Genomic DNA, 12,384 nt, shown 5'->3' with positions numbered 1-12,384 from the left:
ACGGAGAAGCCGCGCGCGCCGCCCGGCGCGCAGGTGGCGGCACCCCTCGTGTCACCCGGCGCGGAGGTCGGGGCACCGCTTGTGCCGCCCGGCGGCGGCCAGGTCGTATGGGCGTACATCAGGCCACCGCCTTCCCCGGCGCGGCCGGGACCCCGGCGACGACACCGAGCAGTCCCGCGTGGTCGACCACGCCCAGGCACCTGCCCTCCTCGACGATCCGCGCGTTCTCGCCCGTACGGGCGACCGCCTCGATGGCCTCGTGCACGGTGGCGCTCGGGGCGAGCGAGGGGCCGGCCTCGTGCTCGCCGGCGAGCGCCGGGCGCATCGCGGAGCGGACGGTCAGCACCTGCTCGCGCGGCACGTCCCGGACGAAGTCCCGGACGTAGTCGTCGGCGGGGGCGCCCACGATCTCCTCCGGCGTACCGAGCTGGACGATCCGGCCGTCGCGCATCAGCGCGATGCGGTCGCCCAGCTTCAGCGCCTCGCTCAGGTCGTGCGTGATGAAGACCATCGTGCGTCCCTCCTCCCGGTGCAGGCGGACGACCTCCTCCTGCATGTCACGGCGGATCAGCGGGTCGAGCGCGCTGAACGGCTCGTCGAACAGCAGGACTTCGGGGTCCACGGCGAGCGCGCGGGCCAGTCCGACCCGCTGCTGCTGACCACCGGACAACTGGCTCGGCCTGCGGTGCTCCATACCGTCCAGGCCCACCTTGGAGACGAACTCCGCCGCCCGCTCGCGCCGTTCGCCGCGCCCCACACCCTGGATCTCCAGGCCGTACGCGACGTTGTCGAGCACCGTGCGGTGCGGCAGCAGGCCGAAGTGCTGGAAGACCATCGACGCCCGGTGGCGGCGCAGCTCGCGCAGGCGCCCGGTGTCCATGGAGAGCACGTCCTCGCCGTCGATGGCGACCGTGCCCGAGGTCGGCTCGATGAGCCGGGTCAGACAGCGGACGAGCGTGGACTTGCCCGAGCCGGAAAGGCCCATGACGACGAAGACCTCGCCCTTGCGGACGTCGAACGAGACGTCGCGGACGGCCGCGGTGCAGCCGGTGCGCTCGCGCAGCTCGGCGGCGTCGAGCTGCGCGAGTTCGGGGTCGGCGGGCACGCGGTCGGCCTTCGGACCGAAGACCTTCCACAGCTCGCGTACGGAGAAGACGGGGTCGGCGGGGGTCTGCGGCGAAGTGTGCGGAGTACTCATCGGACCGTGCCTCCCAGCAGGTCGGCGCATTTCTCGCCGACCATGAGCACGCCGATCATCGGGTTCACGGCGGTCATGGTCGGGAAGACGGACGCGTCGGCGATCCGGATGCCGTCGAGGCCCCGGATCCTCAGATCGGGCGCGACGACGGCGAGTTCGTCGTCGACGGCCCCCATCCGGCACGTTCCGGCCGGGTGGTAGACGGTGTGCGCGACCTGGCGGGCGTACGCGCTGAGTTCCTCGTCGGAGGTCACCTCGGGTCCCGGGCACACCTCGCGCTTCAGCCATCCGGCCAGCGGCTCGCTCTGCGCGATCTGCCGGGCGATGCGGATGCCGTCGACGAGGGTCCGGCCGTCGTAGTCGTCCTCGTCGGTGAAGTACCGGAAGTCCAGCGCGGGCTTGACCTCGGGGTCGGCGCTCGTGAGGTAGAGCCGGCCGCGGCTGCGCGGCTTGGGGATGTTCGGGGTCATCGACACGCCGTGCGCGGGCCGTTCGTAGCCCAGGCGCTCGGGGTTGTCGGTGAACGGGATCTGGTAGAAGTGGAACATCAGGTCCGGCCCCTCGGACTCCGGGTCCCGGCGGACGAACAGGCCGGCGTCGGAGTCCATGGCGGAGTTCTCCGGGATCGGGCCGTGCGTCTCCCACACGATGACCGACTCGGGGTGGTCGAGCAGGTTCTCCCCGACACCCGGCAGGTCGTGCACGACGGGGATGCCGAGCTTCTCCAGGTCGGCACGGGGCCCGACTCCGGAGTGCAGCAGCAGTCGCGGGGTGTCCACGGCACCGGCGCAGACGAGGACCTCGCGCCGGGCGCGTACGACGTGCTCGTCGCCCTCCTTGGTCCGGATGTGCACGCCGGTGGCCCGGGTGCCCTCGAACTCGAGGCGGAACGCCCAGGTCTCCAGCGCGATGTGCAGGTTCGGCCGGTCCAGGAACGGGTGCAGATAGGCGACCGAGGCGGACGACCGCTTGTTGTTCTCCGGGTGGTACGCGAGGTCGAAGAAGCCGACGCCCTCGTGGAAGGGACGTCTGTTGAAGCCCTCGACGCGCGGCACACCGAGCGTGGTCTGCGCCGCGTCGACGAAGTCCCGGGCGATCGCGTTCCGGTCGGCCTCGTCGACGGGCACGATGTTGTTGCGCAGCCGGGAGAAGTACGGATCCATGGCCTGCGCGCCCCAGCCCTCGGCGCCGGCCTCGGCCCACTCGTCCCAGTCGGAGGGCAGGGGCTTGAAGGCGATGAGGGTGTTGTGCGAGGAACAGCCGCCGAGCACCCGCGCACGGCTGTGGCGGATGTGCGAGTTGCCGCGGGGCTGCTCGGTCGTCGGGTAGTCGTAGTCCAGCTCACCGCCGAGCAGGCCCATCCAGCGGCGCAGGGTGAGGACGTCGTCACGGCCGACGTCACTGGGGCCGCCCTCGATGACGGCGACGCTGACGTCCGGGTTCTCGGTCAGCCGGGAGGCGATGACCGAACCCGCCGTGCCGCCGCCCACGACGACGTAGTCGTACACGTGCCGGTCGTTCATGCCTGGTCCCTCTCCGTCGTGCCCGCGAACCAGCGCACGGGGCGCGGAGCGAGGTTCTGGTAGATGTGCTTGGCCTCGCGGTACTCGGCGAGACCGCTGGGGCCCAGTTCGCGGCCGATGCCGCTCTTTCCGAAGCCGCCCCATTCCGCCTGCGGCAGGTAGGGGTGGAAGTCGTTGATCCAGACGGTGCCGTGGCGCAGCCGGGCGGCGACGCGCCGGGCACGGGCCTCGTCGGCCGTCCACACCGCTCCGGCGAGGCCGTACTCGGTGTCGTTGGCGAGGGTGACGGCCTCCTCCTCGGTGCGGAAGGTCTCCACGGTGAGGACGGGTCCGAAGACCTCTTCGCGGACGATCCGCATCCGGCGGTGGCACCGGTCGAGGACCGTGGGCCGGTAGAAGTAGCCGGGACCGGCCGGTCGCTCGCCGCCGGCACGGAGGACGGCGCCTTCGCCGAGGGCGGAGGCCACGTACTCCTCGGTCCTCGCCACCTGGGCCGCGGAGACCAGCGGTCCGCACTCGACGCCCGCGTCGGTGCCGCGGCCGAGCCGGATCAGTTCGGCCCTTCGGGCGAGTTCGGCGACGAAGCGCTCGCGCAGCGGCTCCTCGACGATGAGGCGGGAGCCGGCGGAGCAGACCTGGCCGCTGTGGATGAAGGCGGCGTTGAGGGCCTGGTCGACGGCGGTGTCGAATCCCTCGGCCGTCGCGCAGGCGTCGGCGAACACGACGTTGGGGTTCTTGCCGCCCAGTTCGAGGGCGACCTTCTTCACGCTGTCGGCGGCCGCGTGGGCCACCTTCGTACCGCTGACGAGACCGCCCGTGAACGAGACGAGGTCGACGTCGGGGTGCTCGGCGAGCCGGGCGCCTACGGTGTGGCCGGGGCCGGTGACGATGTTGGCCGCGCCGAGCGGCAGACCGGCCTCCAGGAGCAGTTCGACCAGGACGACCGTGCTCAGCGGGGTGATCTCGCTGGGCTTGATCACGAAGGTGTTGCCGGCGGCGAGGGCGGGCGCGATCTTCCAGCTCGCCTGGAGCAGCGGGTAGTTCCACGGCGTGATCAGGGCGCAGACCCCGACGGGCTCGTGCACGACGACGCTGCGGATCTCGTCCGATCCGGCGTCGACGACGCGAGCGCCGCTCTCGCTCTCCACGAGGTCGGCGAAGTACCGGAAGGCGTCGCGGACGCAGTCGACGTCGACGCGGCCCTCCTCCAGCGTCTTGCCCGCGTCCTGGCTCTCCAGGGCACCGATGCGCTCGCGATCGCGCTCGAGCAGGGCGGCGACCCGCCGCAGCAGGTTCGCCCGCTCGGCGACCGGCGTACGCGGCCAGGCACCGTCGTCGAACGCGGCGCGCGCCGCGGCCACGGCGTCGTCGGTGTCCGCGACATCGCCCTCCGACACGACGGCGAAGGCGGTCGCGTCGACGGGGTCGATGATGTCGCGCGTGGCGCCGGAGACGGCGGCTCGCCACTCTCCGCCCACATGGATGGTCTGTTGTTCTGCGGTCACGTCGCGTCTGGCCCTTCGTTTCCTTGAATCCCCCTGCCGGTTGCGCCGGCGGTCGGGCCGCCTGCCCCGACCTCGGGGATCCATGCGCAATGCCTCACGGAGAGTGCTCTGTCTCACGCGCGATAGCAGTGCGAAAGGGGACATACGACGCAAAAAATGCGGGTGCCCGACCGTGAAGTCCCCGGTCGGGCACCCGTGGCGGGGTGGTTACGGGGCGTCCACCAGGACCCGGCCGTCGGCGGGGAGCCGGAGGGCGGCCCCGCCGGCGTAGGCGGACTCCACCCGGGCCCGCTCGGTCGCGTTCGGGACCGCGTTGGTGCAGCTCGTACCGGCGCTCGACCCCGACATCAGCTGTGAGCACGGGCCGGGCTTGGTGTCGGGCAGACCCAGGCTGTGACCGAGTTCATGGGCGGCGATGCGGGTCTTGTCGTACCCCTGGGTCACCGCCTGGCTTCCGAGCTCGACGCGGACCTGCCGGCCCGGGCGGACGGGGCCCAGAGTGGCCTGGGGCCAGCCGGTCGTGGCCACGATCACGATCTCGGCCCGGGTGCCCGGCGCGGCCTCGACCAGCTTGACGTTGCCGACGTTCGCGTTCCAGGAGGCGACTCCGGCCGCGATGGCCGCCTCCCAGCCGCCGGCCCTGCTGTCGTCGTAGCGCAGTGTCACCGCCGCCTGCGCGCTCGCCGTCGACGGTTCCGGTGCGGGCGCGGGCGCGGCGGTCGCCGCCGTCGCGGTGGCCAGGACGACCGCGGCGGTGGTGGTGCCTGCCTTCAGCCATGTGGAGAGGGACATGCTTCTCCTTCACTCGTGGGGGCTCGGAACCGGTGCGGAAGCCGTACGGATCCGAGAGTGCGGGAAGTTCGAAGGTATGCCCCCGCCCCCCCATCCGTCATGTACCTGTCACTGGCTGATCGCTCGTCAACTTCCTGGCCGCGTGGCGCCGTCGAGGAACGCGTCGGGGTGGGGCGACGAAATCCTCGCGTGTTACTTGGCGGTAAGGAATGATGGCGCGCAACCATCCACACGGTCGGGGGCTGAGGCAGCGGTGACGACTTTCGACGAACGAACCACGGTGCACGCGTTCCGGGACGACGCCCTGGGAGACCACGACGCCGTCGGTCTCGCGGCGGCGATCCGGCGCGGTGAGGTCGGCGCCGCCGAGGTGGCACGGGACGCGGCGCAGCGGGTACGGGCCGTCGAGGGACGGCTCCACGCCGTCCAGGTGCACGTCGACCTCCCGGCCCACGCCGCAGGCGCGAACGGCCCCCTCGCCGGGGTGCCGACCTTCGTCAAGGACAACACCGACCACCAGGGGCTGCCGACCGGCCATGGCAGTGCCTCCTTCACCCCCAAGGCCGCCCGCCGGCACGCGCCGTTCGCCCGGCAGTTCCTGAGCAGCGGCGTCACCGTGCTGGGCAAGACCCGGCTGCCCGAGTTCGGGTTCAGTCCGACCACCGAGTACGAGGGCGCCGAGCCCGTCCGCAATCCCTGGAACACCGGCTACTCGGCGGGTGGTTCGTCCGGGGGCAGCGCCGCGCTCGTCGCGGCCGGGGCGGTCCCGATCGCCCACGCCAACGACGGCGGCGGGTCGATCCGGATCCCCGCCGCCTGCTGCGGACTCGTCGGGCTCAAGCCGACCCGCGGCCGGGTCGTGGGGAACGCCCAGAGCCGTCAACTGCCGCTCGACATCGTCTCCGACGGGATCGTCAGCCGCTCCGTGCGGGACACCGCCGCGTTCCTCGCCGCCGCCGAGACGCACTGGCGCAACCCGAAGCTGCCGCCGCTGGGCCTGGTCGAAGGCCCCTCGGAGCGGCGGCTGCGCATCGGCCTCCTCCTCGACTCGCCCAACGGCGTCCGCGCCGACGCGGCCACCCGCGCGGCCGTCACGGAGACCGCGGCCACCCTCGAACGGCTCGGCCACACCGTGGAGCCGGTGGAGCTGGCCATCGACCCCAGGTTCACCGAGGACTTCCTCACCTACTGGGGGATGCTGTCGTTCCTCCTCGGCATCACCGGCCGGACCCTCGGCACCGGCTTCGACCGGCGCCGCATGGACGGCCTCAGCCGGGGCCTGCGCGAGGCGTACCTCGCCACCTGGCAGAGCACCCCGGGCATGCTGCGGAGGCTGAAGCGGACGGAGCGTGCGTACGCGGCGGCCTTCCGCGGTCTCGACCTCGTCCTGTCGCCCGTGCTCGCCCACACCACGCCGCCGATCGGCCACCTCAGCCCGGCCGTTCCGTACGCGACGCTGATCGAACGGATCCTCGCGTACGTCGCTTTCACACCGGTCAACAACATCGTCGGCACTCCGTCGATCTCGGTGCCCGCCGCCGGGGCCACCGAGGACGGACTCCCCATCGGCGTCATGTTCTCCGGCCGCCCGGGCGGTGAACGGACGCTTCTGGAGGTCGCGTTCGCGCTGGAGGCGGAGCAGCCCTTCCGGCGTATCCAGGACGTGTGACGCCACGTCCCCGGCGGGGCCCCGCCGGTCTGGCATGCTGCCCGGGTGCGCGTGTTGATCGTGACGGCGGGAAGCTGGGGCGACGTCGCTCCCTACACCGGCCTGGGCGTGCGGCTGCGCGCGGCGGGTCACGACGTGGTGCTCGCCACCCATGAGCGCTTCGAGCAGGCGGTGACGGCGCACGGGCTCGGCTTCCGGCCGCTGCCCGTCGACCCCCGGGCGGAGTTGGCGTCGGAGCACGGACAGGGCCTGGCCCGAGCGGTCGCCGCCCCGGTGGAACTGGCGCGGATCGTGACGATGGCGGCGGCGTTCATGCCCCGGCTGACCGACGGTGTCGCGGACGCCGTACGCCAGGGAGCCGACGTCCTGCTCAGCTCCACGGTCACGGAGCCGGTCTGCTCCGCTCTCGGCGAGGGCCTGCGCCTTCCGGTCATCGGCCTTCCCCTCCAGCCGCTCCACCCCACGTCGGCGTTCCCGCCGATGATGACGGGGCTCCGGTCGTTCGGACCGTACGGGAACCGGCTCGCCACCCACGCCCTGTGGGCCGCGACCGACCGGATCTTCGCACCCGCCGTCGCCGGGCTGCGACGCGAACTCGGCCTGCCGTCCCGGCGGTGGGCGGGCCCGCTCGGCCTGCCGCGCGACCGGACGGTCCTCCACGGCTTCAGCCCACGGATCGTTCCCCGTCCCGCCGACTGGCCCGACGGCCACCGGGTCTGCGGCTACTGGTGGCCCCCGACACCCCCCGGCTGGCGGCCCGACCCACGGCTCGTAGACTTCCTCGACTCCGGCCCGCCGCCGGTCTTCGCCGGGTTCGGCAGCTGCGTCACCGCCGAGGCCGACCGGCTGAGCGAGCTGCTCGCCGCGGCCCTGCGGCGGGCGAAGGTACGCGGGATCGTCCAGGCGGGCTGGAGCGGCCTGCACGCCGAGGGAGACGACCTGATCACCGTCCAGGAGGTCCCGCACGCCTGGCTCTTCCCGCGGACCGCCGCCGTCGTCCACCACGCGGGCGCCGGTACGACAGCGGCCGGCCTGCGCGCCGGGGTCCCGGCCGTCCCGGTCCCGGTCCAGCTCGACCAGCACTTCTGGGCGGCCCGCCTCGCCCGCCTCGGTGTCGCCCCGGCCCCCCTGCGCCTGCAGCGGGTCACGGCCGAGCGCCTGGCGGCCGCGATCACCACCGCGACCCGCGACCCCGCACTGCGCGCACGCTCCCGCCTCCTCGCGGCCCACCTGGCGCGGGAGGACGGCGCACAGCCCGTACTGGACACCCTGGAGCGCCTCGCGTGACACCAGGCCGGGCACGGTACGACCGAGGTCCGAGCGGCCGGCACCAGGCCGGTCCCGTCGAAGAGAGCCGAGCATGAGACACACCCCGATATCCGTCACCGCCCTGGGCACCCTCGGGCTCGTCGCCTCCCTCCTCGCCGTGCCCGCCACGGCGGCGGAGGCGGCGCCCGGGCAGAGCGTCTACGGCGAACTGGCCCGCAACGGCACCTTCGCCACCGACACCGAGGGCTGGTGGGGGACTCCCGGCGTCTCGATGACCGCCGAGGACGGCGCGCTGCGGGCCACGGTCGAGCCCGCCCCGGCGGACCAGGCCGGTCAGTCGTACCGCACGATCGTGGGCCAGGACCGGATCATGCTCCGCCCGGGCGTCCGGTACACCCTGTCCTTCGACGCCACCGCCTCCCGGGCCACGACGATCAGGTCGACGGTCCAGCTCGGGACCGATCCCTACCCGGCGTCCCTCGCGAACGACCTCGACCTGACCACCGACACCCGGCACTTCAGCTGGACCTTCACCTCCTCCCTGGACTCGGCCGACGGCCACATCGACTTCCAGGTCGGCGGCCAGGACATCAGGACCGACATCGTCCTCGACAACGTCTCGCTGACCACCTCGACGGCGCGCGAAGGCTTCTACACGGACCCGGGGAGCTCGGCCATGACATGGGCGCGCGGCACGACGGACCCCCGCGCCGCGAAGATCGCGTCGGCCGTCGCCGACCACACCACGGTGAAGTGGTTCGGCGGCTGGGACGCCGACGGCGACCCCTCGACCGGCATCCGGGACGAGGTGAGCGCCTACGTGGGCGCGGCGGCGGCGCGGGGAGAGCTTCCCGTGCTCGTCGCGTACAACGTCCCCGGCCGGGACTGCGGCGGCGCCTCCTCGGGCGGCTCCGCGGACGCCGACCGCTACCGGGCGTGGATCGACGCCTTCGCCCAGGGCGTCGCGGGCCGCCCCGCCGTCGTGATCCTTGAGCCCGACGCGGTGGCCCAGTCCGCCGACCCGGCATGCATCGCGGGTGAGGCCCTCGAAACCCGCTTCACCCTGCTCCGGCACGCCACCGAGCGCCTGCGGGCCCAGGGCGACCTCGTCCGGACCTACCTCGACGCGGGCAACGCCACCTGGACCCTGGGGCAGGACCTCGACGACACCGGCGGCATCGGCCTGAGTCGGATGGCCCAGCTGCTCGACCGCTCCGGCGTCGCGGCGGCCCGCGGAGTCTCGATCGGTGTCTCCAACTTCGACTCCACGGATGTCTCCCAGGCGTACGGCACCAGGCTGGCCGACCGGCTCAGGACCGACTTCGGCATCGACGCCCGGTGGGTGGTGGACACCGCGCGCAACGGCAACGGGGCCTATGTGACCCCCGGCGTCCCGACCAGCGGGCACGTCGGCTTCTGCAATCCGCCGGGGCGCAAGCTGGGGGTGACGTCCCGGGCCGGCACGGGCGGTGCCGACTACCTTCTGTGGATCAAGAACCCCGGCGATTCGGACGGCGACTCCGCCGCCTGCCCGCCCGGCTCCCCACCGGCCGGCACCTTCTCGCCGGACCTCGCCGATGCCCTCGTCGAAGGCCGCTGAGCGGGCGTCGTGGGCGCCGTGTATCGCGGGCGTATCGAAAATCGCATACGCCACCACAACGGCCCCCGGATTTCCATGAGGGCATGAACCACGACGCATCCCTGCCGGCACCGCCCCGCCGCACGCGCAGGACCGTGCTCATCGGCCTGGCGGTCCTCGGACTGACGAGCGCCCTGTTCGCCCTGCGCGGACCGCTCCTGATGTCCGCACCGAGGTGCATGGCCGGGCGGTGGCACGGCTGCTTCGACACGTTCAACGGCGTGGTGCTCATGACGCTCGTGACCGTGCCCCTGTCCGTCCTCGTGGCATGGGCCCTGGCGCGCCGACGCCGTGCCGCGGGCGTCACCGGAGCGTGGCGGACGTCGCTGGCCGAGGTGGGCATGGTCCACGGCACGGTGCCCTTCGTGTGGCTGATCCTGATGCCGGGCGCGGGGGCCGGCGTCGTCCCCGGCCGGGTGAGCCTGGTACCGCTGCGGGACCTGGTCACGATGGGCCCGCTCGGGATCACCGGCAATCTGCTCGTCTTCGCGTCGCTGGGCTTCTTCGCCCCGGTGCGGTACGCGGCGGTGGCGTTCGTGCCGCGGATCCTGGCGCTCGGGGCGGGCTGCTCGGTCCTGGTCGAGACCGCGCAGTACGTCCTGCGGCTCGACCGGGTCTCCTCGGTGGACGACGTCCTGGTCAACGCGACCGGCGCCGTACTGGCCGGGCTGGCGTCACGCCGCTGGTGGCGCACGAAGGCGCAGGCACCGTCGGACCGGCCCCGGCCCGTGCCGGCAGCGGCGGGCTCAGCCGGGCCTGCGACTTAGGCTTCCCCCATGCGCGTACTGATCGTGGAGGACGAGCCCTACCTGGCCGAGGCCGTCCGTGACGGCCTGCGGCTGGAGGCGATCGCCGCGGACATCGCCGGCGACGGCGACTCCGCCCTGGAACTGCTCAGCGTCCACTCCTACGACCTCGCGGTCCTCGACCGCGACATCCCCGGGCCCTCCGGCGACGAGGTCGCCCGGCGCATCGTCGCCTCCGGCAGCGGCATCCCGATCCTCATGCTCACGGCGGCCGACCGGATCGACGACAAGGCCTCCGGTTTCGGGCTCGGTGCCGACGACTACCTCACGAAGCCGTTCGAGCTGCGGGAGCTCGTCCTGCGCCTGAGGGCCCTCGACCGCCGGCGCGCGTACGCCCGGCCCCCGGTCCGCGAGATCGCGGGCCTGCGGCTAGACCCCTTCCGCCGGGAGGTCTTCCGCGACGGGCGCTACGTCGCGCTCACCCGCAAACAGTTCGCCGTGCTGGAAGTCCTCGTCGCCGCCGAAGGCGGGGTCGTCAGCGCCGAGGAGCTGCTGGAGAGGGCCTGGGACGAGAACGCCGACCCCCTCACCAACGCCGTACGCATCACGGTCTCCGCACTGCGCAAACGGCTCGGCGAACCCTGGCTCATCGCCACGGTGCCGGGTGTGGGCTACCGCATCGAGACCGGCTCCGGCACCACCCACCCCGGCAGCACGCGTGCGTAGACGCCCCGGGCTCAGCGTCCGGCTGAAACTCACCCTCAGCTACGCCGGGTTCCTCGCCGTCGCCGGTGCGCTCCTGCTGGCCGTCGTGTGGGGGTACCTGCTGCGCTACGTCCCCGACAACCCCCAGGGCCTGCTCGGAGTCTCGCCCAACCGCTACCTCCTCGTGCGCACCTTCTTCCCCGCCGCGGCCGTGGCGATGGCCTTCCTGCTCCTGTTCGGCCTCGTCGGGGGATGGATCCTCGCCGGCCGGATGCTCGCACCCCTCGCACAGATCACGGACGCGGCACGGATGGCCGGAAACGGTTCGCTGTCCCACCGCATCCGTATGAAGGGCCGCCAGGACGAGTTCCGTGAGCTCTCCGACGCCTTCGACTCGATGCTCCGGCGACTGGAGTCCCACGTCGCCGAGCAGCAGCGGTTCGCCGCGAACGCCTCCCACGAGCTGCGCACCCCGCTGGCGATCTCACGGACGCTCCTCGACGTGGCCCGCAAGGACCCCACACGGGACCGGGGCGAACTGATCGAACGCCTGCACGCGGTCAACGCGCGGGCGATCGACCTCACCGAGGCCCTCCTGCTGCTCGGCCGCGGCGACCGGGGAACCTTCACCCGCGCGCCCGTCGACCTCTCCCTCCTCGCCGAGGAAGCCGCCGAAATGCTGCTGCCCCTTGCCGAACAGCGCCGGGTCACGCTGGACGTCACCGGCGGGGAGGCGCGGACCGACGGCTCCGAGGAGCTACTGCTGCGGATGGTGACGAACCTCGTCCAGAACGCCGTCGTGCACAATCTCCCGGCCGGCGGCACGGTGACGGTCCACACCGAGGCGCAGGGCGACACCAGCGTGCTCCGGGTCGAGAACACGGGCCGACGCCTTCCCCCGGAGCTGGTGCCGACCCTCACCGAACCCTTTCAGCGAGGAACGGAACGCGTACGCACCGACGCACACGCCGGCGTGGGCCTCGGCCTGGCCATCGTGCAGAGCGTCGTCCGCGCCCACGACGGAACCCTCGACCTCGGCCCACGCCCTTCCGGCGGCCTCCTCGTCACGGTCCGGCTGCCCGTCAGACCACGTCGTTGATCTCGATCGGCGTGGCCGCGGCGGCGGCCGGTGCCCGTTCGGGCAACCGGTCGCGCAGACAGCCGTGAGCACCTCGGCATACCCGTCCAGGTAGCTCTCGGGCGCCTTCCGTTCCCCCCATGTCCCCTCCCGGATCGCTGACGCGCGGGGACAAGGTTGTCATGCCCTCGGAGGCCGGGACGCGGGCGGGCCCGGCGCAGCCAAACGGGGGAGTTGGCGGCACCGGGCCCTACCCACCA

10 protein-coding genes are annotated in these 12,384 nt (G+C 72.8%); 6 read left to right on the top strand and 4 right to left on the bottom strand.

Annotated elements, in window-relative coordinates; genetic code table 11:
- Positions 1-118: 118 nt before the first annotated feature.
- From ACFVGW_RS00850 to ACFVGW_RS00835, 4 genes are all read right to left on the bottom strand, one after another.
- On the bottom strand, positions 119-1,198 hold the full coding sequence (locus tag ACFVGW_RS00850; protein ID WP_385850179.1) for a glycine betaine/L-proline ABC transporter ATP-binding protein: 1,080 nt from the start codon (positions 1,196-1,198) through the stop codon (positions 119-121).
- Positions 1,195-2,721 carry a GMC family oxidoreductase gene (locus ACFVGW_RS00845; protein WP_385850178.1) on the bottom strand — a complete coding sequence of 509 codons (1,527 nt, stop codon included), beginning with the start codon at positions 2,719-2,721 and terminating at the stop codon, positions 1,195-1,197. Before ACFVGW_RS00845 ends, ACFVGW_RS00850 begins: the two co-directional genes overlap by 4 nt.
- The gene (locus tag ACFVGW_RS00840) at positions 2,718-4,226 is read right to left on the bottom strand and encodes an aldehyde dehydrogenase family protein (protein WP_385850177.1); all 1,509 of its coding nucleotides are present in this window, start codon (positions 4,224-4,226) and stop codon (positions 2,718-2,720) included. Before ACFVGW_RS00840 ends, ACFVGW_RS00845 begins: the two co-directional genes overlap by 4 nt.
- A 207-nt stretch (positions 4,227-4,433) precedes the next feature.
- Positions 4,434-5,018, bottom strand: coding sequence for a snapalysin family zinc-dependent metalloprotease (locus ACFVGW_RS00835; RefSeq protein WP_385850176.1), 585 nt, complete (start codon positions 5,016-5,018; stop codon positions 4,434-4,436).
- A gap of 253 nt (positions 5,019-5,271) precedes the next feature.
- Between ACFVGW_RS00835 and ACFVGW_RS00830 the strand changes: the two genes are divergently transcribed.
- The 6 genes from ACFVGW_RS00830 to ACFVGW_RS00805 all read left to right on the top strand — a co-directional run bounded on the left by ACFVGW_RS00830 (position 5,272) and on the right by ACFVGW_RS00805 (position 12,145).
- A complete protein-coding gene (locus ACFVGW_RS00830; RefSeq protein WP_385850175.1) occupies positions 5,272-6,687 on the top strand; it encodes an amidase in 1,416 nt (471 codons plus the stop codon).
- Between the two features lie 45 nt (positions 6,688-6,732).
- Positions 6,733-7,974 carry a glycosyltransferase gene (locus ACFVGW_RS00825; protein WP_385850174.1) on the top strand — a complete coding sequence of 414 codons (1,242 nt, stop codon included), beginning with the start codon at positions 6,733-6,735 and terminating at the stop codon, positions 7,972-7,974.
- A 73-nt stretch (positions 7,975-8,047) separates the two neighbouring features.
- Positions 8,048-9,556 (top strand): glycoside hydrolase family 6 protein, encoded by a 1,509-nt coding sequence (locus ACFVGW_RS00820; RefSeq protein ID WP_385850173.1) that lies wholly within the window; start codon positions 8,048-8,050, stop codon positions 9,554-9,556.
- Between the two features lie 83 nt (positions 9,557-9,639).
- The gene (locus ACFVGW_RS00815) at positions 9,640-10,362 is read left to right on the top strand and encodes a VanZ family protein (RefSeq protein ID WP_385850172.1); all 723 of its coding nucleotides are present in this window, start codon (positions 9,640-9,642) and stop codon (positions 10,360-10,362) included.
- Between the two features lie 9 nt (positions 10,363-10,371).
- Positions 10,372-11,067, top strand: a complete 696-nt coding sequence (locus ACFVGW_RS00810) for a response regulator transcription factor (RefSeq protein ID WP_385850171.1) — start codon at positions 10,372-10,374, stop codon at positions 11,065-11,067.
- Positions 11,060-12,145 carry a sensor histidine kinase gene (locus tag ACFVGW_RS00805; RefSeq protein WP_385850170.1) on the top strand — a complete coding sequence of 362 codons (1,086 nt, stop codon included), beginning with the start codon at positions 11,060-11,062 and terminating at the stop codon, positions 12,143-12,145. The genes ACFVGW_RS00810 and ACFVGW_RS00805 overlap by 8 nt, the downstream gene beginning before the upstream one ends.
- The last annotated feature ends 239 nt before the right edge of the window (positions 12,146-12,384 follow it).

Origin of the sequence: Streptomyces sp. NPDC127129 (genome assembly GCF_042671585.1) — a bacterium.
Taxonomy (GTDB): Bacteria; Actinomycetota; Actinomycetes; order Streptomycetales; family Streptomycetaceae; genus Streptomyces.
The sequence above is the reverse complement of the archived record's forward strand: the minus strand, read 5'-3'. Positions and strand labels throughout refer to the sequence as shown.